The organism is Dolichospermum sp. FACHB-1091, from assembly GCF_014697585.1.
Classification (GTDB): domain Bacteria; phylum Cyanobacteriota; class Cyanobacteriia; order Cyanobacteriales; family Nostocaceae; genus Dolichospermum.
The window spans coordinates 89,729-111,020 of record NZ_JACJSB010000010.1 but is presented as its reverse complement, the minus strand read 5'-3'; the positions used below and the strand labels follow the sequence as shown (position 1 = coordinate 111,020).

The 21,292-nt window shown below is 38.7% G+C and carries 21 protein-coding genes; 11 read left to right on the top strand and 10 right to left on the bottom strand.

All coding sequences use genetic code 11. The annotated features are described in order from the left end of the window. Positions 1-11: 11 nt before the first annotated feature. Both H6G25_RS08600 and H6G25_RS08595 read right to left on the bottom strand, forming a co-directional pair. The gene (locus H6G25_RS08600; protein WP_190392121.1) at positions 12-1,229 is read right to left on the bottom strand and encodes a DUF4336 domain-containing protein; all 1,218 of its coding nucleotides are present in this window, start codon (positions 1,227-1,229) and stop codon (positions 12-14) included. Positions 1,230-1,402: 173 nt separating this feature from the next. Beyond that, the gene (locus H6G25_RS08595) at positions 1,403-3,094 is read right to left on the bottom strand and encodes a DUF262 domain-containing protein (protein ID WP_190392120.1); all 1,692 of its coding nucleotides are present in this window, start codon (positions 3,092-3,094) and stop codon (positions 1,403-1,405) included. 201 nt (positions 3,095-3,295) lie between these two features. On the opposite strand from H6G25_RS08595, the gene H6G25_RS08590 reads away from it, so the two are divergent. Continuing rightward, entirely contained in the window at positions 3,296-4,090 is a 795-nt protein-coding gene (locus H6G25_RS08590) for a DUF2993 domain-containing protein (protein ID WP_190392119.1), read from the top strand. A gap of 124 nt (positions 4,091-4,214) precedes the next feature. Here H6G25_RS08590 and H6G25_RS08585 read toward each other — a convergent pair whose 3' ends face one another. Then, positions 4,215-5,606, bottom strand: coding sequence for a UDP-glucose/GDP-mannose dehydrogenase family protein (locus H6G25_RS08585; protein ID WP_190392118.1), 1,392 nt, complete (start codon positions 5,604-5,606; stop codon positions 4,215-4,217). A gap of 63 nt (positions 5,607-5,669) precedes the next feature. Beyond that, entirely contained in the window at positions 5,670-6,602 is a 933-nt protein-coding gene (locus tag H6G25_RS08580) for a UDP-glucuronic acid decarboxylase family protein (RefSeq protein ID WP_190392143.1), read from the bottom strand. Between the two features lie 892 nt (positions 6,603-7,494). Between H6G25_RS08580 and H6G25_RS08575 the strand changes: the two genes are divergently transcribed. The 3 genes from H6G25_RS08575 to gmk all read left to right on the top strand — a co-directional run bounded on the left by H6G25_RS08575 (position 7,495) and on the right by gmk (position 10,418). Next, the gene (locus tag H6G25_RS08575; protein ID WP_190392117.1) at positions 7,495-8,979 is read left to right on the top strand and encodes an AMP-binding protein; all 1,485 of its coding nucleotides are present in this window, start codon (positions 7,495-7,497) and stop codon (positions 8,977-8,979) included. A 276-nt stretch (positions 8,980-9,255) separates the two neighbouring features. Beyond that, positions 9,256-9,522, top strand: a complete 267-nt coding sequence (locus tag H6G25_RS08570; protein ID WP_015080662.1) for a DUF370 domain-containing protein — start codon at positions 9,256-9,258, stop codon at positions 9,520-9,522. Positions 9,523-9,821: 299 nt separating this feature from the next. Further along, positions 9,822-10,418, top strand: coding sequence for a guanylate kinase (gene gmk, locus H6G25_RS08565; RefSeq protein ID WP_190392116.1), 597 nt, complete (start codon positions 9,822-9,824; stop codon positions 10,416-10,418). A 170-nt stretch (positions 10,419-10,588) separates the two neighbouring features. Here gmk and H6G25_RS08560 read toward each other — a convergent pair whose 3' ends face one another. The 3 genes from H6G25_RS08560 to H6G25_RS08550 form a co-directional block, all read right to left on the bottom strand. Then, positions 10,589-11,059 (bottom strand): photosystem I reaction center subunit XI, encoded by a 471-nt coding sequence (locus H6G25_RS08560; RefSeq protein WP_271829797.1) that lies wholly within the window; start codon positions 11,057-11,059, stop codon positions 10,589-10,591. A gap of 347 nt (positions 11,060-11,406) precedes the next feature. Beyond that, positions 11,407-11,553: a photosystem I reaction center subunit IX gene (gene psaJ, locus H6G25_RS08555; RefSeq protein WP_015079100.1), complete on the bottom strand. Its 147-nt coding sequence runs from the start codon at positions 11,551-11,553 to the stop codon at positions 11,407-11,409. 39 nt (positions 11,554-11,592) lie between these two features. Further along, a complete protein-coding gene (locus H6G25_RS08550; RefSeq protein ID WP_028083753.1) occupies positions 11,593-12,087 on the bottom strand; it encodes a photosystem I reaction center subunit III in 495 nt (164 codons plus the stop codon). Positions 12,088-12,390: 303 nt separating this feature from the next. Between H6G25_RS08550 and tsaD the strand changes: the two genes are divergently transcribed. Next, complete coding sequence (gene tsaD / locus H6G25_RS08545; RefSeq protein ID WP_190392115.1) at positions 12,391-13,434, top strand: tRNA (adenosine(37)-N6)-threonylcarbamoyltransferase complex transferase subunit TsaD; 1,044 nt, start codon at positions 12,391-12,393, stop codon at positions 13,432-13,434. A 556-nt stretch (positions 13,435-13,990) separates the two neighbouring features. Here tsaD and H6G25_RS08540 read toward each other — a convergent pair. Beyond that, entirely contained in the window at positions 13,991-15,754 is a 1,764-nt protein-coding gene (locus H6G25_RS08540) for an alkaline phosphatase (RefSeq protein WP_190392114.1), read from the bottom strand. A 79-nt stretch (positions 15,755-15,833) separates the two neighbouring features. Between H6G25_RS08540 and psb28 the strand changes: the two genes are divergently transcribed. From psb28 to H6G25_RS08525, 3 genes are all read left to right on the top strand, one after another. Continuing rightward, complete coding sequence (gene psb28 / locus H6G25_RS08535; protein WP_190392113.1) at positions 15,834-16,169, top strand: photosystem II reaction center protein Psb28; 336 nt, start codon at positions 15,834-15,836, stop codon at positions 16,167-16,169. A gap of 167 nt (positions 16,170-16,336) precedes the next feature. After that, positions 16,337-16,471, top strand: coding sequence for a hypothetical protein (locus tag H6G25_RS21495; RefSeq protein WP_277881742.1), 135 nt, complete (start codon positions 16,337-16,339; stop codon positions 16,469-16,471). Between the two features lie 65 nt (positions 16,472-16,536). Next, the gene (locus H6G25_RS08525) at positions 16,537-17,052 is read left to right on the top strand and encodes a molybdenum cofactor biosynthesis protein B (RefSeq protein ID WP_190392112.1); all 516 of its coding nucleotides are present in this window, start codon (positions 16,537-16,539) and stop codon (positions 17,050-17,052) included. A 137-nt stretch (positions 17,053-17,189) separates the two neighbouring features. On the opposite strand, the gene mraY is transcribed toward H6G25_RS08525, so the two are convergent. Both mraY and H6G25_RS08515 read right to left on the bottom strand, forming a co-directional pair. After that, complete coding sequence (gene mraY / locus H6G25_RS08520) at positions 17,190-18,296, bottom strand: phospho-N-acetylmuramoyl-pentapeptide-transferase (RefSeq protein ID WP_190392111.1); 1,107 nt, start codon at positions 18,294-18,296, stop codon at positions 17,190-17,192. Between the two features lie 90 nt (positions 18,297-18,386). Further along, positions 18,387-18,626 (bottom strand): DUF3134 domain-containing protein, encoded by a 240-nt coding sequence (locus H6G25_RS08515; protein WP_190392110.1) that lies wholly within the window; start codon positions 18,624-18,626, stop codon positions 18,387-18,389. A 267-nt stretch (positions 18,627-18,893) separates the two neighbouring features. Between H6G25_RS08515 and H6G25_RS08510 the strand changes: the two genes are divergently transcribed. From H6G25_RS08510 to H6G25_RS08500, 3 genes are all read left to right on the top strand, one after another. Then, positions 18,894-19,481, top strand: coding sequence for a PAP/fibrillin family protein (locus H6G25_RS08510; protein WP_190392109.1), 588 nt, complete (start codon positions 18,894-18,896; stop codon positions 19,479-19,481). 211 nt (positions 19,482-19,692) lie between these two features. Continuing rightward, a complete protein-coding gene (locus H6G25_RS08505) occupies positions 19,693-19,902 on the top strand; it encodes a photosystem I reaction center subunit IV (RefSeq protein ID WP_190392108.1) in 210 nt (69 codons plus the stop codon). A gap of 265 nt (positions 19,903-20,167) precedes the next feature. Continuing rightward, a complete protein-coding gene (locus H6G25_RS08500; RefSeq protein WP_190392107.1) occupies positions 20,168-21,001 on the top strand; it encodes a DNA-formamidopyrimidine glycosylase in 834 nt (277 codons plus the stop codon). Positions 21,002-21,292: the final 291 nt, after the last annotated feature.

Sequence of the window (21,292 nt, the reverse complement as noted above, 5' to 3'; positions counted from 1 at the left end):
TACCCTAAATTCTACACCTTCTCCCGCGCTGGTGGCACAATACCAAGCTTATTCAAACCCGCATCAATATCTCTCAACAATTTAAAATCATCCTCCGGTAAAAGATAACTATTGCTACTAACAACACCCCCAAGGGATTGTGTTTCTAAAAACCCAAATGCTTGACGAAATTGTTGCGATTCTGATTTAATTGGGGCATCAAAATGACAGGGAATAATCCATTGAAAATCCCATTTTGCAACTTTATCAGCCCAATTGATAGTTTCCTGGGGTGCGCGATTTAAAATCAAACGTTGTAAAATTGGCGCAACAAATATCCGCCCATTCCCTCGCAAAATATCAAAAGAATCTTGCCAATTTTCCTGCCATTGGAAAGGAAAAAACCCAAAATATGCCTTTTTAGACCTTTCTGGGGCTTTTTGGGCATCCCGCCATATTTGATTCCATGTAGGTACTTTCAACGTACTAGGACTGAAGTACAAGGCAAATAATGTTACTCGCTGCCACCCTTTGAGGCGATTGGCTGGGGTATCTAAAACCATGTCAAAAGCTTGATCTTTGGCGTGGTATAATAAAGGATAGGGGTCAAGTTGGACAATTGCTGGTGGTTCTGCTGGTACTGAAACTATAGTATCTGTAACTAAGAGCGTGTGCGATCGCTTGTGGAAAAAAGCCACCTCTGCAAACTTACCCAAACCCAAATCAATCGGTCCGAGGATTGCATAATCAAAATCCTCAGCAAAAGGGGCTTCCTGGCTATTTTCAGGTAATATCCGAGTTCGTTTACCAGGTAAACCCAACCAACTCAACGGTAGATTAATGGGAAAACTCCATTGTCCGGGTGCAACAAATACCTGTGCTGTGGGAAACTGTCGTGCAAAAGGACCAACAAATACTTTATGTTCTATTCCCGATATGGTTGGCAAAATAATATACTTAATACTGCCGTATTTACCCATCAATTTATTTAATAATCGGATACATTCACCAGTGGGTGCGACGGGTGCATAAACCAGCAAACCGCCCTTTTCTAGCCTTACTACAGTCATGCGAATTGGCACAACTACATAGAAAATACCCTGTAATTGGTCAAAGGTCCAGATGGTGTCTTTAACAACTTCTTTACAAATAGTACGCCGTTTACCATAAGGATAAATTGGCACAACAGGCCAAAACCGCCATGAAAAGTCCTGGGGATGAATTTGTTCTATGTCTTCACTTTCAATCACTCTGCGAAACCTCCCCCAATTCCCAATACTCAGATTTTTGTTTGCGGACAGAATCCTATTGAATTTTGAGTTTAGCAAATTAAGGGGTCATGTTCAAGATCAAGGTGACACCTGTGAAGTGATCCCGCATTACCAACCCAACGCAGCTAAATGTTGATGTTAGTTATTTAAACTTATTTTACAGATGGAAAAGTCCAAACTTTAACAGCAATTTCTGCTAATGATGCTGCTCGGTTTTTGATTTCTGTTTCATTCCATTGTTTCAGATGCTGTAGGCCTCTATTTAAATGTAGAGGACTATCTGCAAATCCACCATCCTTTTCATCTCGCTTATCTATAAATGAACGGTCTCTTAATTTAGCATTATATCTGGTTAAAGTTAAATTACCAATAGTGTGCAGATACTTGGCTTGAATTTCTGGCCATTTCTTTCCTAAATCTTCCTGCCATTCTAGAGATAAATGGGGATTTTGTGGCATTATATGTTCAACCTGATATTCGTCTATATTTACCAACTCTTTCCGCCCATGATTTTCCAGTTTACGCAATAGATACTTATAACTACGGAAGTTGTAAATGTCTTTAATTACGAATTGTCTATGAAACTCTTCATCCGTTGGAAACCTTTGGGATCTACTCTTAGTAATTAGCACAGTTTGTAAACTTTTCATGTAATTTTTTTTGTCAATTTCCCGACTCAACGTAGCAAAGGTTTTATTCATACCGTTGGTAGGAATTTCACAAATACTCCGTCGAAATATATAGCTTTCTACTAGCTTCAGGATATTTATAAATTCGTCGTTAATTATTACTTTACGGTGAATCCAGTCATCGTAGACTTCCATTAAAAATGGATAAGCAACATCTATTTTAAGACTTTTAATATCTGCAATTATCTCTTTTATTTTTTCATTTGTTTCCTGATTGAAAGCTAATTTAGCAAAATATTCTGCATACCGATAAACATCAGCTACTATATCTTTAATTGAAGGATCTCTTTGAGAATCAAGTTCATTTTTAAAACTGCGATAAACATCTCTGATATTAGGGATAGAGCCAACAGGAGATTTTAAAGTTAAGTAATCACGAATGAAACGATCAAACATTTCTGTTGAATCTACACTATCAAAAATCCGCTCCATGGGAAACCAATATTGGTTGTAGATTTTTTCTTGCTCTTTTTGTTCTAATCCCATCAAAACATAATTCCGGATCATGTCTGCTTGAGACAGGTCAAGTCCTGTGGAATTGAGGCTCTCAAAAATTAGTTGAGGATCATCTCGATCTCTGTCTAGCGATATATCTACAATAATTAATTTTTTAATTCCGTTATATAGAATAGTTAAATCAATTTCCGGTTGACGAATCTGATTTTCAAAAAACTCGTAATTTTGCTGAATATGAATAGATTTATTTTTAGGTAATTCACGATGTTCTATTTGACGAATAAATGTATCTTTGTCACTTTGAGTTAATAGTAGTTTATATTGTTCTTCTCCTTCCTCCTCTTTATTGAATAAATAATAACTCTCTATTTTACGAAGGCTAGTTTCTAATTTTGTCTCTGTTTCCTCAATAGCCTTCCCGAAAGCTGCTAGTAATAATGAGAGAGTGGTTAGTCTTTGCTGTCCATCAATTACCAGCAGTTGCGGAACGGAAGTCACATGATATAGTCCACGATCAATATAGACTACAGAACCAAGAAAATGCCCTGATGCTTTTTCATCCTTTCCAGTTCGCACTATATCTTTCCATAATTGTTCACACTGCCTGATTGTCCAACAATAAGTACGTTGGTAGATGGGTATAATAAATTGATGTTTACCCTCTAGAAATTTGAGGAAGTTGGTTTCAGTGGCCTTCATGGTTTTTTATGTACATTACATAACTGATTATATCAACACCTGTGTTATTAACATATATAGTGAAATTAATAAGATATTAACCAAATAAGAACCATCAGTTATCCTGTTCTCAGTCATTAGTAGATTAAATCAGGGGATCGCTTGCATAATTGTTCACAATTTGTTACAAAAATATAAAGAACTTCTAAAAACTAAAACCTAATGTTCGGCGGACTCACTGGTTTAACAGATCCCAAAAGCACCGATTGGGGAGAGCGAATGCTCAACACAGTCGCCAGCCAAACGATTCGCCACCTGTTTACCCAAAGCGAGTCGGTAGAAGTCTTTGTGCGCTGCTACCCCTCCAGCAAACTGTTGCAAGGCAGCATTGACAGCTTTAAAATGAACGGTCGTGGCTTGGTAATTCGTAAAGACTTCGCAGTAGAGGAAATGTCCTTTGAAACCGACGCGGTAGCCATTGACTTCGGCTCGGTTCTCAGTGGTAAACTCAATCTCAAACAACCTACCCAAGCGGTAGCCCAGGTGATTTTATCAGAAATAGGCATTAATCGGGCTTTTGAGTCGGAACTGGTGAAAAAGCGACTGCTGAACCTTTCTGAACCCACTTTAATTGAAATATCCGGTGGTGAACCGGTTTCCTTTACCGACGTTCAAATCAAGCTATTACCTGAAAATCGCTTACATTTAGTAGCCACAGCCGACTTAAAAAATGGTGAACTCATACCCCTAAGTATGACCGTTGGGATTGGGATTGAAAGAAGAAGGCGGGTTTCTTTCCAAGATCCCAAGATTGAACTTGAGGGAGTTCCAGAAGCACAACGGGAAATTTCCCAGACTTTAAGTGTGGCATTGGTAGAAATTTTGGATAATATGGTTGATTTAGATCGCTTTGATTTAGATGGGGTAAAAATGCGACTAAATCGTTTAGAAACAGAAGGCCAAAGATTGATTTTTAGTGGTTATGCAGAAATTGAACGAATTCCTCGCAGTTCTTAACAATTTTTAAAATTGAAAAAAATCAACGCCGTCCAGATTCCACTGGGCGGCGATTTAATTTTTCCAGGAGCAGTCAGGAGAAAACAAGAGAAAACAAGAACATTACCCCTAACAGTTGCCTTTTTTACCTTCCCACACCTACATACTGAAATCCAGCCCGGATTATGGTTTGAGGATCAAGGAAATTACGACCATCAATCATTACTGCGTGATTCATCAATTTTGCCATTTTCCCATAGTCTAAAGTGCTGAACTGTTGCCATTCAGTGACAAGTACCAAAGCATCACAGCTATCCGCTAGTCTTTCTGCATCGGTTTCTACTAATACACCGGAAAGACCATGACGCATTCCTGTTTGGGAGATTATGGGGTCATAAGCCTTAACTTTAGCTCCCAATCGGTTAAGTTGTTCAATGAGGATTAATGCGGGTGCGTCTCGTAAATCATCCGTATCTGGTTTGAAGGTTAAACCGAGCAAGCCCACAGTCTTACCTTTGAGAATTTTTAAAGCCTGTTGTAGTTTTTCTAAAGCGATTAAGCGTTGGCGCTCGTTAACACTAACCGCAGCTTTCATAAGTTGGGCTTCATAGCCATAATCACCTGCGGTGTGAATGAGGGCGGAAACATCTTTAGGAAAACATGAACCACCCCAACCAATACCAGCTTGTAAAAACTTACTACCAATGCGGGAATCTAAACCTATGCCTTTTGCTACTTGGGTAACATCCGCACCCACGCGATCGCAAATATTAGCTACCTCGTTAATAAAGCTAATCTTAGTGGCTAAAAAGGCATTAGCCGCGTATTTGATCATTTCTGCGGAACTTAAATCTGTCACCAGAACGGGAACAGGAGGTAAAGATTTATCGGCCGCAAATTTGCGTTCTACAATAGGGGCATATAATTCTTTCATCATGCCGGTGGCTTGTTCACTATTTCCACCTAAGACAATCCGATCAGGATTAAAAGTATCATAAACTGCCGAACCTTCCCGCAGAAACTCTGGATTACTGACAACATCAAAATCATGGGCAATTTGCGAGAATTTGTCGTCGCTAATTGTATTACCAGATGCTGAGAATGTTTTTTGTCTTTCCGCAATCCCATCTAAAACAATCATTCTTACCCAGTCACCAGAACCGATGGGAACCGTGGATTTATTAACAATTACCTTATAACCACCATTGAGATTTTCGCCAATACCACGAGCCACAGCTTCTACATAGCGAGTATCACTTTCACCATTAGGTAAAGGAGGAGTTCCCACAGCAATAAAGAGAATTTCCCCATGATCAACCCCAGCCGCGAGATCACTAGAGAATTGAATATTACCACTATTAATGGCAGATTGCATAATTTCCGATAGTCCTGGCTCAAAAATGGGCGACTGACCAGACTTCATTAATTTTACTTTTTCTTCATTGTTATCTATACAGATGACATCATGGCCAATGTGAGCTAAACAAGCACCTGTAACTAAACCAACATAGCCAGTACCGATTACGCAAACACGCATTTTTGAAATCCTTGTTTTTTAAAATTGTCAGTGAATCAAGCCAATCAAGAGAATTTAGCACTACTAAACCTGTTGAAACCGTTGACGGAAATCTTCGATCATTAGCTTTAACCCGTCTTGGAGGGGAATAGTAGGTTGCCAATTTAATAAAGTTTGTGCTTTAGTAATATCAGGACGACGACGACGGGGATCATCAGCAGGTAGGGGTTCAAATTTAATTTCTGAGAAGGGATTAATCAAGTTTTGCACAGCTTGAGCTAATTCTAAAATAGTGTATTCATCAGGATTACCCAGATTTATCGGTCCTGTATGTTCACCATTCATTAATCGCATTAATCCATTTACTAAGTCAGAAACATAGCAAAAACTGCGAGTTTGTTGACCTTCACCATAAACAGTTAAAGGAATACCTCGTAATGCTTGGGCGACAAAATTGCTGACTACTCGCCCATCATTTTCTAGCATTCTCGGTCCATAGGTATTGAAGATTCTGGCGACGCGAATATCAACTTTATTCTCTCTGTGATAATCAAATGCTAAGGTTTCCGCCATTCTTTTCCCTTCGTCATAACATGAACGAATACCAATGGGATTGACACTACCGCGATAATCTTCCGTTTGGGGATGAACTTCTGGATCTCCGTAGACTTCACTGGTGGAAGCTAATAAAAATCTCGCTTTCACCCGTTTAGCCAAACCTAACATATTGAGTGTCCCAATAACATTAGTTTTAACGGTTTTAATCGGGTTGTACTGATAATGCACTGGAGAAGCGGGACAAGCTAGATGATAAACTTGATCAACTTCTAAGCGAATTGGTTCAGTGATATCATGACGGATCATTTCAAAATTAGGATTATCTAACCATTGGAGGAGATTATGTTTCTTTCCTGTATAGAAATTATCCAAACAGATGACTTCATGACCATCATTCATTAATCTATCAATCAAATGAGAACCGATAAACCCCGCACCGCCCGTGACTAAAATTCTCATACTTTCTTTAACCGTCATATTATTCTTTTTTATAGTACACACAATTATTCTTTTTGGTAAAAAACCAGATGTCTATTCAATAAGTTCTTGTATGATTTTTGGCGTTGCTCCAACCAAGTATGAATTTAGTAGGACTTACCCATGAGTCACGGAATACACGAACCACTCCAGGCACAGAGAACTCAGAGAAATGAGGGTTTGAGAGATATTTTGCGTAAGTCCTGTTTAGGTGTAGGTTCGATAATCCCTACCCAGGTCACGTCTCTACTTTCTCCCATATGTCTATTGTCTGTCAGATATTTTTTAAAGATATTTTCTCATAAATTAGGTTTTTTCCATGAACACTTTATCAAATCTTTAAGCAAAAGATCCTGTTTTTAAACTCCAGTTAAATATTCAAGAACTGAGGATTAAAAAATCCTAACTGCTACAAAAATATGCAGCTTAAACACTAATTAATGCGCTAAATGAAATGAAAATATACTTATTTAAATCAAAAGTTTATACTCATAATATTAACGTACACTCCTAACAATTTTATTAGGTTAAACCAGGCATACAGTATAGATATAGCTAGTTTGTACATAAGCGATTTCTGCCTACCATACCATTTCTTTGTCAGTCTGCGCCAAATTTTTTGATCTTTTATTTCTTTCTTCCCGTCGTTTTGAGTAACCTAAAACATGAAACCTTCATTTAACAAAGCTTTTGGCGATTTATCAATATTTGAAAATATTGATAATATTTTGTTTTTGTGATCAATAAAACGTTAAAATCTTTAACATACCTGGAGCGCAGAATTAAGAAATTACTTTTGTGATTTCCAGTTTGACAGAAAAGTTTCTGTTTAGTTAGTATCAACCATAAACTGGTGAAAAATTGGTAAAGAAAAGTGAATCTACCTTTGATTACTCGTGCTAAAGAACATAACAACAAGATAGCAATTGTGACAGATAAAGGAGAATTTAGCTATCGTAATTTACTGCATATTTCTAGTCTAATTGCTACAACTCTGCTTAAAGATACAGAAGACTTACAAGAACAGAGAGTGGCTTTTCTCATCCCCCCAGGGTTTGAGTATGTGGCTACTCAGTGGGGAATTTGGCGGGCTGGAGGCATAGCTGTACCGCTGTGTGTTTCTCACCCTCTTCCAGAATTGGAGTATGTGATTACAAATTCAGGAGTATCAATTATTGTTGCTGATCCCCAATACGAGGATACACTACGAGCGATCGCTACTGAAAAAAATTTGCCCTTGATTCTTACCTCAGAAACATTGCCAAATCATGTTACTACCTTACCAAATGTAGATATTAAAAGACGGGCATTAATTCTTTATACCAGTGGGACAACGGGTAAACCCAAGGGTGTAGTCACAACCCATGAGCATATTCAATCTCAAGTGACCAGTCTAATTACTGCTTGGGAATGGACATCGAATGACCGCATTTTAAATATACTGCCTTTACATCATATTCATGGTATTATTAACGTCCTCACCTGTGCTTTATGGGCTGGGGCTGAGTGTCACATATTCAGTAAATTTGATGCCCAAATCGTTTGGAATCGTATTTGTGACGGGGACTTAACCCTATTTATGGCAGTACCGACAATTTATGTAAAATTGATTACTGTTTGGGAAAATTCTACTCAGGAACGTCAAACAAGCATGGAAGCAGGGTGTAAAAAAATGCGTTTGATGGTTTCTGGTTCAGCGGCTTTACCAATACAAGTGTTAGAAAAATGGCAAAGGATTAGCGGTCATTTTCTCCTAGAACGCTATGGAATGACGGAAATTGGTATGGCACTATCTAATCCTTTACATGGTCAAAGATACGCAGGATATGTGGGTCAACCTTTACCGCAAGTAGAAGTAAGATTAGTAGATGAGAGTGGAGAATTAGTGTCATCAGGAACACCAGGGGAAATCCAAGTCAAAAGCCCTGGAGTGTTTTTAGAATATTGGCAAAACCCCCAAGCAACGGAAAAGGCATTTAGAGACGGCTGGTTTTGTACTGGAGATACGGCTATAGTTGAGAATGGCAACTACCGCATTTTAGGGCGAATGAGCGTAGATATCATCAAAACGGGAGGGTATAAAGTTTCCGCTTTAGAAATTGAGGAAGTATTAAGAAATCATCCAGATATTCAAGAATGTGCAGTGGTTGGGGTTACTGATTTAGAATGGGGGCAGCGAGTTTGCGCGGCTTTAGTATTATTACCACAACGTCAATTGACATTACAATCTTTGAGGATTTGGGCGAAGGAGCAATTGGCAGTTTATAAAATCCCAACTCGAATTATGATAGTTGAAGAATTACCGCGCAACGCTATGGGGAAAGTCACTAAACCTAAAATATTTGAGCTATTTCACTAAAAGTCCCAAACTCACTCATGAAAAAGACTTTATTATCAACATGAAAGAGAAGTTTTAATTACGCCCTGGGTCACTAGCTTGTATGGATATGATTTTGCGTATATCATCAGGAATATTTTTAGGAAATTTGGTGGATAATACAGCCAAAAAAAGCATTAATTATGAAAAAACTCAGACTAACTGTGTTTAAATCGTTGTAACTCCCATTCTTTAGCGATAACATGAGAATAAGTTTACTACAAGCTTTTCATTTCTCGTTTAGCTGAAATTTTTTTTATGGAAATTCAATTAATCAATATCGGGTTTGGTAATATCGTCTCTGCTAACAGAGTCGTGGCCATAGTTAGTCCAGAATCTGCTCCCATTAAACGGATTATTACCGATGCTAGGGATAGAGGTCAACTGGTTGATGCTACCTATGGAAGACGCACTAGAGCGGTAATTATCACCGATTCTAGTCATGTAATTCTCTCCGCAATTCAGCCGGAAACCGTAGCCAACCGGTTTGTCATTTCCCGTGACCATCATGTTGTAGATAATTAATCACCGGAATAGTTATCAACCCAACTCTATTTGTACCATATCGTCTATACCATTTCGATAGACTGGTTTTCTGTCACCAGTGCTACAAATTCTTTAGTCTTGATGCTAATTTGAACAGTGAGGATCAAAGATTCAGCCGCAAAGGCTTATATTGTAGATATGCAAAAATCTCAATTCCCAAATTCAAAATAGCAATTAGTTGTTTTACCAGCTAAAACAAGACTAAGGAATCATGTACACTTATTAAGGAATCATGTACACTTATTGATTAATTTATTAGTTCACTTTTTTCCCGGATAATGCCAGTCTTACCTTTCTATCATGCTACAAATACCCAAGAATCTCCTACCCTGGGCAAACTAATTGTTTTAACAGGTCCTAGCGGAGTCGGTAAAGGCACTTTAATGAATGAAATTCTCCAGCGTCATCCAGAATTATATTATTCAGTCTCCGTCACGACCCGTTCTCCACGTCCGGGAGAAATAAATTGTGAAAAATATTACTTTATTACTCGTCAAGAATTTCAAGAATTAGTGACTAAAGGTGAACTTTTAGAATGGGCAGAATTTGCTGGTAACTTTTATGGTACACCCCGTGCAGCGGTGCTTGACCATATTCAGTCGGGTAAGTTGGTGCTATTAGAAATTGAATTAGAAGGAGCAAGACAAATCAGAACCGCCTTTCCTAGCGCCCAGAGTATCTTCATTTTACCACCTTCATTTTCAGAATTAGAAAACCGGATTCGTGGACGCGGACAAGATTCTGAGGAAGCAATTTGTCGTCGTCTCAAACGTGCTGAAGCAGAAATAGCCGCTGCTGATGAATTTGATTTACAAATTATCAATGACGATTTTGAGCAAGCTTTAAAGGAAATAGAGAAAGCTATTTTTGAATAAGTAGGTTGGCGTTAAAAATTGTCGTTATGACAAGGGAACTCTTAACTGGGAACAGGTTTTGGGTAACTTTACTTTTCGTTACTTGTGTGGGTTTTTTTCGTTCACCCACTTAAGTAAGGTAATTGGTAATGGGTAAAAGTAGTAACTACTACCCATTACCAAAAATCAAATTAGCCCAATAAACCTTGGATTAAACCAGAATTAGCTGTCAAGAAGAAAGCGACTACTGCACCACCGATACCACCAATTAAGAACGCACTGGCGAAATTATTCCAGCTTTCCTTGGAGTTGAAAGCATCAACTGGAGGATTAGGTACAGCAATACTAGCAAGGGCTTTATCAGGATTGCTATTTGCATATAAGGATAGGCAAGCTGTTAAAATCACAACTAAGCCAACACTGCCCAATAAACCAGCTAAGTTAGCGTTGGAGGCATTGCGTAATGGACCTAATTTTTCAAAAGGTCCAAATAGCAAGTATCCATGAGCCATACCAACTTCCAAACCCCGTCTAAAAGGATTTAAACCAGCGCGGTATGCTGGCAAGTTGCTAATAAACCACTTCACCAAAGGAGCGGAATTGATGGGGGTTTCTAGATCGCCTTTTTGCGGATCACGTCCTGCTGCTATTGCCATAAGTATTTTTAGATTCCTTGAATCACTCTTGTTGGTTTTTGATCAACTTACTGCTTGAGTTATGTTGTCTGCTTGCCTTTAAATTAGAGAGTTGGCACTTCTATATTAGAAATAAATTAGAAAATAATTTCCCTGAAAACTGCCATTGAGGAAGTTCAGAAAAATTACTTTTGCCACTTTCTAATCAAGGAAAGTATGAAACCCGCTTTCCAAGCGACAACATAACGAGTTTCATACATTAGTTAAGATCGCCGATTTGAGGTATACTTTTACCTAATTCGGTTTGATCACTCAATCAGACAATCTACCAGCAAAAACTAAGTAAATTAGCTTTTATGAACCGTATTTTCAACCTATAGAGGGTGAAAAAGTAGGTCAGGGAAGAAGCGATTAAATTCAATCAAAATTCCTGCTGTGATTGTCAACCAGATAGTTGCCGCAACGGGAGCAGTGGAGATGAATGTAATCAAGTAGTTAGTTTCGTTACCTTTTTCAGCCATGAATTTAGTCTCCAGAATAAGTGAGTGAAAACAAGTGAATTAACGTGGCGAAACGGTAATTTCTGAATCTTTCGCTGTTAGCTCGCCGGAGAGAAATTCCTTAATTGCTGCTGCTGGCCAAGCAAAACCGGAGGTGATAATAGGTAGAGCAATACCGAAATCAATTTGGATTTCTTTTTGTTCGGCATTAGCTCCGTTTTTAATCGCTTGTAAATAAGCACGGCCTACCCAACCAATCCAACCAGCAATGTAGAGGAAAAGAATACTAGGGATCAGGAAATCTCCAGCATGATTCAGGCTGCCATCTACAATCAAGTGGGGATAGCCTTCTGGTCCACAGAGAGCCTGAGAATAACGTTCAAACCGCTTTTTACCTGATTCGGGGTCAGAGGTGGTATTGCGGGCATTTAGTGCTAGCTCTTGAAAGGCGGGAGAGTCTTTACAAGGTACAAGGTTAGCCCCTAGCGCTTGTGCTGGAGGAGCAAAATTGAACCAAAGAGTCATCGCCAAAAGCAAAGCAAACAATCGTGTCATGGAGTTGTTTCCTTTTGTTACAAAACGAGAAGTTCCTTGTACAAAACGAAGCGGCTTGTACAGTCTTTATTTTAGATAACTAGGAAGTTATCATACTCTTGGCTGGGAATAGAGTAAAGTTTAAGTCAACAAAAGTTAAAGCTTCTCAATCAAAATATAGGAAAGAGGCAGGGGAGAATATTGGTCAGTCGTCAGTTGTCCGTTATCCGTTGTCACCTGTAACCTATTCCCTATTCCCTATTCCCTGTTCCCTGTTCCCTGTTCCCTATTCCCTATTCCCTATTCCCTATTCCCTAATCAATTATGACAACCGTTTTAGCTATTGAAACCAGTTGTGATGAAACTGCTGTTGCAATAATTAACAATCGTCAAGTCTGTAGTAGTATTGTTACTTCACAAATTCCTGTTCATCAACAATATGGTGGTGTAGTCCCAGAGGTAGCATCACGTCAGCATTTAGAAACGCTGAATTATGAAATAGAACAAGCGATCGCCTCTAGTGATCTAAACTGGAGTCAAATTGATGGTATAGCTGCCACCTGTGCGCCTGGACTGGTAGGGGCATTACTGGTGGGATTAACAGCCGCCAAAACCCTGGCTATGGTACATGAGAAGCCTTTTTTGGGAGTACATCACCTGGAAGGTCACATTTGTGCAAATTATTTGACTGAGCCAAGTTTAAATCCCCCCTTTCTTAGCTTACTTGTTTCCGGGGGTCACACAAGCTTGATTTATGTCAAAGATTATGGTATATACGAAACTCTGGGGGAAACCCGTGATGATGCAGCCGGTGAAGCTTTTGATAAAGTAGCGCGGTTATTAAAATTGGGTTATCCCGGCGGACCAATAATTGATCAACTATCACAAATCGGTGATCCCCAAGCTTTTATATTACCGGAGGGAAAAATTTCTTTACCAGGTGGGGGTTATCATTCTTATGATTGTAGCTTTAGCGGATTAAAGACAGCAGTATTACGTTTAGTGCAACAATTGGAAAAAGAGGGTAAAGAAGTACCAATAGCGGATATAGTGGCTAGTTTTCAGGATACTATAGCGCGATCGCTGACGAAAAGAGCGATCGCTTGCGCCCTTAATTATAAACTAGACACTATTACGGTAGGCGGTGGTGTAGCAGCAAATAGTGGACTCAGAAAGCATTTACAAGCAGCAGCTAATAAAAATAACTTGCGGGTTCTTTTCCCCCCCCTAAAATTTTGCACTGACAACGCGGCCATGATTGGCTGTGCTGCTGCTGAACACCTCTCCCGTGGTCATAGATCATCTATGACATTAGGAGTGCATTCCCGGCTCTCCCTGAACCAAGTCATGAAGTTATACGAAAATTAAAATTAGTTAAATTAGTTAAGGAGTTAGGAGAAGAACACATATAAGAAAACATATAGGGTTTGGTGAAAAAGTTATCTGTGAGAGGTTGTTTGAAAAGTATTAGATGAAACCGATAATCTCCAGAAATCTAATCCCTCTTTCCCCATTCCCTACCTCTCCCTAGCCCTCTTTTAAGAGGAGAGGGAAAAGGAATAACATTTAATAACTCAAGTTGCTAGTTATCTCATTGAGGCCGGTAATGGGTAATTGGTAATAAGTAATAAAAGCTCTGGTTTGATCCTGTTCATCCTTTAATCCTAGACATCCTGATTCTGACAATTTACCTAACTAGCAACTTACATTAATACTTGAGAGGTTTACGAGAGGGGCTTATTTATACATTAAAAACTTTTAAAACATCCTCTGAGGCTAGGGAGCAGGGAGCAGGGAACAGTTACCCGTCAACAGTATTCTAAACAGGACTTACGCAAAATACCTCTCAAACCCTCTTTTCTTCGTTATCTTCGCTCCTTCGTGGTTCATTATTCCGTGACTTGTGCGTAAGTCCTACTAAATTCTAAATTGCTTTTCGCTGAGTTTGATAAATGTGAATTTGGTCGCTTAAACCCCCAATACCAGGAATATCATAACCATAAAGCCGGAAACCCTTACCCACAGAATTAGTTAAAACTTCTGAACCTTTACCTTGATAATACACAGGAACTGGACGATTACTATGATTTCCCCAACCATATTTAATCTGAGGATTAGAACCCCAAAAATGACCCGCTTTTAGAGAATCAGATTCAGCGGTTAAAGTTTCTGCATCTTTTTCTTTGAGTAATTCAGAAAAGTTAGGATTTAAAGTCAGATAATGATCATGATCAGCAGTGACAATGAGCAGATTATTTTCCCAACCACCATTATTTTTAATCCAGTCAATTGTCGTTTTTACAGCTTTGTCAAAATCCAATACTGTCCCAATCATATTATCTAGATTATCATCATGGGCAGCCCAATCAATATCACCACCTTCTACCATTAACCAAAATCCATCTTTATCTTTTGATAAAACTGCTAAAGCGGCTTTAGTTAAATCCTTGAGTGTGGGATTTTCATTAATTTCTTTGGCTATAAAAGATTTATCAGTTTCTCCAACCAGCAAAGGCCGAACTGTATCCGGGTTTTTTCCTTGAGAACCAAACAGAGAAAAAATACTCAAACCCGTATTACTATAATCTCCATTGGCCGTACTTATAGGCAGATTTCCCTCTTGTCCCCTAGCTCCATATAATCCTAACAGGCGATCGCCCCGATTTGGATCTAATTTAGCCGCAGTCATCGCTAATTTTTCAGCCGCATCTTTTCCTCTTTCTAAAAATGTGTAATCATAACGGTTTTGATTGGGGTTCTTACTCAACTCTCTATAAGTCGTTTTGGTGATATATTCAAATTTAGTCGGAGGTTCTACACCCGTAGGTAAAGGTTGACTATTAGCACCCGTAAGCGGATGACCACCACCTAAAATTACCGTTGGTTGATATATACGAAGTTCCTGCTGGAGAATATTATCTAAGGTCGGGTAATCACCATCATATTTATTGCGACGATTAACATTAGCTGCTGCTGCTCCCGGTGTCGCATGATCTACAGGAACAGATGTCACAATTCCCGTAGATTTACCATGATCAGCCGCAGTTTTCAGAATAGTTTCTAAGGGTTTTTCAAAAATATCAACGGAAATAGCGTTATTATAGCTTTTTACTCCCGTATACAAAGTAGTTGCTGTATTAGCCGAATCAGGATAACTATACTTAATATATTCAGGATCATTACCAGGTGTCCAAGGATTTATTCCCCCCCGTTGAGGATCATAACCTACCAAATTACCGACCGCATTGGGATGAAGATTTTTCCCCCCTCCAGATGGTGTATTTCCGGGATTAAATTGCGGTTGGAATTTAAACCCTGGTAAAATGGGACTAGCGCCTGTAATCGGATTAGAACCAGATAATGCGGAGTTATTTGTACTGAAAACTCCATTACCAGGAGCAATGGTAGTACCATAGGTGGTAGCGAGAGCATAATTCTCCAAAGTTTGAAAACTTAATCCTTCCCCCCGACCAGAATTGTAATTATATCCTTGCGCTATAGCCCCAGCACGAGCCATTTCCCAGCCCATACCGTCCCCAATCATCAGAATCACGTTTTTAGTTTTTGTGACAGGTGTAGCTGCTTGAGAATTGTTAATCAGGGTAATTAATATACCAGCTACAATGATCAATGCTATAGATAATAAACGACGTTTATATCGAAGTTGTGAACTAGATTTGATGACCATTGGTAAAATGCCCGTTATAAAATTACTCTATAATGAGAGAATACTAAAAAATGCAATCAAAACTTTAGATTTATTTATCATGGCGAAAATTCAGTTTGCTAGAGGTATTGAGGAAACAGTAGTTCCAGATGTCCGCTTGACAAGAGCAAAAGCAGGTGATAGTAGTACAGCAACATTTACCTTCACCAATCCTGATATCTTGGCACAAGACGGTAAAATCGAACCTACTGGACTTTATTTAATTGACGAAGAAGGGGAAATCAAAATTAGTGCAGTTCAGGGTAAATTTGTCAACGGTAAACCAGAATCTTTAGAAGCAGTTTATGTTATGCAGTCTAAAGAAGAATGGGATCGGTTTATGCGGTTTATGAATCGTTATGCTGAAGAAAATGGACTAGGATTAAGTAAATCTTAATTAGGGTTTACTGAAAAAGTTGTCTGTGAGGGTAGGGAACAGGGAACTCTTAACAGGGAACTCTTAACAGGGAACTCTTAACAGGGAACTCTTAACAGGGAACAGGGAACTCTTAACAGGGAACTCTTAACAGGGAACAGGAACATTGACTGAAATTTAAAATGTCTATGGAATTTAAACCACACGCAAATACAGAAGAAATTTCTGTAAATTGTGCAGTTATTACCGTCAGTGATACTCGTTCCCCAGATACTGAAAAAGTTGTCTGTGAGGGTAGGGAACTCTTAACAGGGAACTCTTAACAGGGAACTCTTAACAGGGAACTCTTAACAGGGAACAGGAACATTGACTGAAATTTAAAATGTCTATGGAATTTAAACCACACGCAAATACAGAAGAAATTTCTGTAAATTGTGCAGTTATTACCGTCAGTGATACCCGTTCCCCAGATACAGATAAAAGTGGTCAATTAATTAAAGAACTACTTTTATCTGACCATCACATTGTGGAATTGTATCAGATTATCAAAGATGAGTCAAGAGAAATTACAGCCCAGATGGAAGTTTTAGCTGCATATCCTTGTATCAAGGCTGTAATTTTTAATGGGGGAACGGGAATTGCTCCCAGAGACACTACTTATGATACCTTAGAAAATTTATTAGAAAAAACTTTACCAGGATTTGGGGAATTATTCCGGTTTTTAAGTTATCAAGAAATTGGTTCACGGGCTATAGCTTCCCGTGCTGTAGCAGGTATTTATAAAAATAAAATCATCTTTTCTCTTCCTGGTTCTAGTCATGCTGTGCGACTGGGTATGGAAAAGTTGATTTTACCGGAATTGGTGCATTTAGTCAAACAGGTTACAGGAAATTTGTCCCATTAAATTTGACTTAAACCACAAAACCTGAAGAACCGAAATCTTTTCGCAATTATCCTCCCTAGCGACAAAATAACCCCCAAATTTGGAGGTTTTGAATTTGTTTTCCTGGTTTTCCTGAAAAATCTGATGATTAAATTTGGTTATTTTATGCACATAATACAAACAAAAGCGAGAACAGCAGCAATCATATAAAAAACTGCCACTACTTGTAATTCTGACCAACCAGTTAATTCTAAATGATGATGTAAAGGAGCCATTTTAAATAATCGCTTACCCTTACCGTCTGGTCCTTTGGTCGCTTTATAATAACTGACTTGAGCCATGACAGAAAGGGTTTCTACAAAGAAAATCCCACTCAGGATAAACAATGATACTAAAGAATTTGTCAGGAGTGCGACAGCAGCTAAAGCCCCACCCAGGGCTAAAGAACCAGTATCACCCATGAAAACAGTAGCTGGGTTGCGGTTATAGGCTAGAAACCCTAAGCAGCTACCACTGACAGCAGCACAAAAAACCATCAAGTCGGGAGAAGTTGGAGCAATGATCACACCCAATGCGAAAATAGCGATCGCTACTGTTCCGGCTGCTAAACCATCCACACCATCTGTTAAATTAGTAGCATTGCTCTCCGCGACTAAGACAAAACCCGCTAGCGGCCAAAACAACAGTCCTAAAGGCAAGGATAAAGCCGCCCAAGGCAAATGGATATTAGTTATGCTAAAATCACCTTTAAGCATGAGCCAGAAACAAAACAGCGCCCCAAAGATAACTTGTAAAGCCAATTTCGTCTTAGGAGATATGCCTTTATTTGATTTACGCCGCAAAATTTGCCAGTCGTCTAACCAACCAATTAAACCGTAACTCAGAGTTAAAGCAGAAACGGCAACTACATCTTGAGAAAAGTTAGATAGTATACAAGCAACTACCACAGCTACAGGTATAAAAAATATACCCCCCATCGTTGGAGTTCCTGCTTTTTTTAAATGAGCTTGCGGTCCATCTTCCCGGATAATTTGCCCGGTTTTTAGTGCTTGTAAAATAGGTATTACCTGCTGGCCAAGGATACCCACAATTACAGCAGACAAGAAAAGAGGCAAGGTTAAGGAGGTATTATACCAGGGATTCCTCTGCCCCACCCAATCCAAAATCAAGGAAGTTGTAGTTAGTAACATTGTTAGCATTGATGCTAACCTAATTCCTGAAAAATTCAAACCTTGGTTAGAAGATAATTTAAACTTAGCGTCCACAAAAAAAATCCTTCACTCCACACTTACAAAAAACCTAAATCAAACAATATTGACAATATTTGGGGTCCCTAGTTCCCAAAATACCCACACCTAATCTTCATCAATAGTTATATCATCGTCGTCATCGTAATCAATATCACCAATTCCGTCGTCTGCGATCAGAAAATCGGATATTACTTCTACATCTTCCGGGGAGTCTGTTTCATGGACTTCACGGGATATCAGTCGGCCACTTAGTCGTAACCAGTCTAACATTGAGGATTCCTGTTTGACGGGAATAACCTCTGCTCGCTGGTTTCTGGGCGCTTCACGTAGGGGAGAATCTAACATATCAACAAATACACCTAAGAGTTTATCTAACTAGACATTAACAGTCTATCATTTGATACGAGTTATTTTATCCTTCATTCAACTCTTTAATTGCTTTATCCGAATTAAACAAAATAAACAAAATTTTTATCCTTTCCCTGGAGTTATTCACTTAATTAGGAAATAGTGGCTAAAAAGTTCAGATTTTAGAGTTGTATGCTTATAGATAGGGGACATCTATATCTCCTTGATACTGTTTCATTATGTATACTCTTGAGGTAAAAAACAATGATAGGTAAGTCAAATCTCATAGATATAGTTGCTGGCACAAATCGCGGTTTGTTGGTCAATTCAGGACAACAACAAGCTATTTTAGCAGCGATCGCTAACCTAGAAGATTTTAATCCTACACCACGTCCATTAGCTAGTAATTTACTAGAAGGCGACTGGCGACTACTATACACTACAAGCAAGGCTTTATTAAACATAGATCGTCTGCCATTTTTTCAACTCGGTCAGATTTACCAATGTATTCGGGTAGAAACTAACAGTGTTTATAACATAGCTGAGATTTACGGTATTCCTGCCTTAGAGGGATTAGTCAGCGTTGCTGCTAAATTTACACCAGTATCACAATCTCGTGTACAGGTTAAATTCCAGCGTTCTATCATTGGTTTACAGCGTTTAATTGGCTATACAACACCAGGGAATTTTGTCCAACAAATTGAATCTGGACATTTTCAAAATAAACTAGGTTTTGATTTTCCCATTCAAAGTCAACAACAACAAGGTTGGTTAGATATCACTTATCTAGATGATGATCTCCGTATTGCCAGGGGTAACGAAGGTAGCGTTTTTGTATTAAGTAGGACATGAAACATTTTACAAGAAGTGTTCGCCAATGAACTTACCCTATTATGCCTACTATGTCAAGAGGTTATTGACAAGATTCACAACTCATTACCCATGAAAAGCGACCGATTTGACAAATAACTTAACAAAACCCAAGGACACGCCTCTGTTGTTGTAGAGTGAGAACAATCAGCCCTAATTTACGGCATTCATTCTTCAAAAGGGAAGATACATCATGGTTCAACGTGGTTCTAAGGTACGTATTCTCCGTCCTGAGTCCTACTGGTTTCAGGAAGTTGGTACAGTCGCTTCTATTGAAAAAAGCGCCATCAAATACCCTGTAATTGTCAGATTTGACAAAGTTAACTACTCTGGTGTTAATACTAACAACTTTGCTGTAGATGAATTAATCGAAGTAGCAGCACCTGCTGCTAAAGCAAAGTAAACAGCCAACCGACAGGGGTTTGATTAAAAGTAGCCTAAGCTAACAATTAATCATATCACCAGGACTTACGCAAGATATCACTGATAGTCTCCATGGTGTGGCCATAAACCACATTCTCGCGGTAATTCACCAATTACCGCTACTTTCTTTGTGTTTTGCGTAAGTCTTGACTAGATTTTGGGCAGATGTTATCACTCAAGTCTAGTAAAATATCTTATTTATTCAGTCTTTAATTATACATTTTTTTAAAATATTATTTACCTTCATGCCTGAATTACCCGAAGTTGAAACAGTCCGCCGAGGTTTAAATCAATTCACCCTGAATCAAGAAATTACGGGTGGAGATGTCTTGCTAAAACGCACTATCGCCTATCCATTTTCTGCTAATGAGTTTGTTGATAAAATTAAAGGGACTAATATCACTATCTGGCATCGTCGTGGCAAATATCTTCTCGCTCAATTTAGTCCCCATTCTTTCTTAGGTGTTCATTTGCGAATGACTGGTCAATTATTATGGTTAGATCAAAATCAACCTTTACATAAACATACCAGAGTCCGCCTATTTTTTGGCGAAAGTCATGAATTGCGCTTTGTTGACCAGCGCACTTTCGGGCAAATGTGGTATATTCCTGATCAGATGTCGGTAGAGAGCATTATTACAGGTTTAGCCAAATTAGCCCTTGACCCCTTTGACCCAGAATTTACAACAGAGTATTTTGCCAGTAAATTAAAAAAATCCCGTCGTCCTATTAAAACTGGATTATTAGATCAGTCGGTGGTGGCAGGATTAGGTAATATTTATGCTGATGAAGCTTTATTTAAAAGCGGTATTTTACCTACAACTCTTGGTGTAGAATTACAAATTACCCAAATTGAACTTTTGCGAATCGCTATTATTGAGGTTTTATCAGCTAGTATTGCCGTAGGTGGCACGACTTTTAGTAATTTTCTCAGCGTTAAAGGTGTTAACGGTAATTATGGCGGTGCTGCTTGGGTTTATAATCGCGCTGGCAAACCTTGTAAAATTTGTGGTAACATCATACAGCGAATTAAATTAAGTGGTCGTTCTAGTCATTTTTGTCCTCAGTGTCAAAATTAGTCATGATTAATCAGTTAAAGTTGCATGGGCTTGCTGAATAAAAGCTGAATAAAATTAGAACCGCTTTTCAATCAGGGTTTCGGGGATTTTTAGAACAAGAAAGTGCAAGGTTATGGCATAAACAGCCTCAAAATCCTTGCATTCTTATGGAAAATCGGGGGTGAATTTGGAAACCAACCTCTAAAGCCATCATTTTTCGCACTGGGGAGCAACTAGGTTCGCTTTAGGTACTTTTTCAGCAAGCCCTACTTTGATTCAGTTATAGTACAATCAAACCATTCGAGGATCTCT

What these genes read in the sequence shown, in the direction of transcription:
- H6G25_RS08505 (WP_190392108.1), top strand. Translation starts at nt 19,693, where the DNA reads ATGGTTCAACGTGGTTCTAAGGTACGTATTCTCCGTCCTGAGTCCTAC.
- H6G25_RS08550 (WP_028083753.1), bottom strand. Translation starts at nt 12,087, where the DNA reads ATGACACGATTGTTTGCTTTGCTTTTGGCGATGACTCTTTGGTTCAAT.
- H6G25_RS08515 (WP_190392110.1), bottom strand. Translation starts at nt 18,626, where the DNA reads ATGTTAGATTCTCCCCTACGTGAAGCGCCCAGAAACCAGCGAGCAGAG.
- H6G25_RS08595 (WP_190392120.1), bottom strand. Translation starts at nt 3,094, where the DNA reads ATGAAGGCCACTGAAACCAACTTCCTCAAATTTCTAGAGGGTAAACAT.
- psb28 (WP_190392113.1), top strand. Translation starts at nt 15,834, where the DNA reads ATGGCGAAAATTCAGTTTGCTAGAGGTATTGAGGAAACAGTAGTTCCA.
- H6G25_RS08580 (WP_190392143.1), bottom strand. Translation starts at nt 6,602, where the DNA reads ATGAGAATTTTAGTCACGGGCGGTGCGGGGTTTATCGGTTCTCATTTG.
- H6G25_RS08510 (WP_190392109.1), top strand. Translation starts at nt 18,894, where the DNA reads ATGATAGGTAAGTCAAATCTCATAGATATAGTTGCTGGCACAAATCGC.
- H6G25_RS21495 (WP_277881742.1), top strand. Translation starts at nt 16,337, where the DNA reads ATGGAATTTAAACCACACGCAAATACAGAAGAAATTTCTGTAAATTGT.
- psaJ (WP_015079100.1), bottom strand. Translation starts at nt 11,553, where the DNA reads ATGGCTGAAAAAGGTAACGAAACTAACTACTTGATTACATTCATCTCC.
- H6G25_RS08525 (WP_190392112.1), top strand. Translation starts at nt 16,537, where the DNA reads ATGGAATTTAAACCACACGCAAATACAGAAGAAATTTCTGTAAATTGT.
- H6G25_RS08585 (WP_190392118.1), bottom strand. Translation starts at nt 5,606, where the DNA reads ATGCGTGTTTGCGTAATCGGTACTGGCTATGTTGGTTTAGTTACAGGT.
- H6G25_RS08540 (WP_190392114.1), bottom strand. Translation starts at nt 15,754, where the DNA reads ATGGTCATCAAATCTAGTTCACAACTTCGATATAAACGTCGTTTATTA.
- H6G25_RS08500 (WP_190392107.1), top strand. Translation starts at nt 20,168, where the DNA reads ATGCCTGAATTACCCGAAGTTGAAACAGTCCGCCGAGGTTTAAATCAA.
- tsaD (WP_190392115.1), top strand. Translation starts at nt 12,391, where the DNA reads ATGACAACCGTTTTAGCTATTGAAACCAGTTGTGATGAAACTGCTGTT.
- H6G25_RS08590 (WP_190392119.1), top strand. Translation starts at nt 3,296, where the DNA reads ATGTTCGGCGGACTCACTGGTTTAACAGATCCCAAAAGCACCGATTGG.
- gmk (WP_190392116.1), top strand. Translation starts at nt 9,822, where the DNA reads ATGCCAGTCTTACCTTTCTATCATGCTACAAATACCCAAGAATCTCCT.
- H6G25_RS08570 (WP_015080662.1), top strand. Translation starts at nt 9,256, where the DNA reads ATGGAAATTCAATTAATCAATATCGGGTTTGGTAATATCGTCTCTGCT.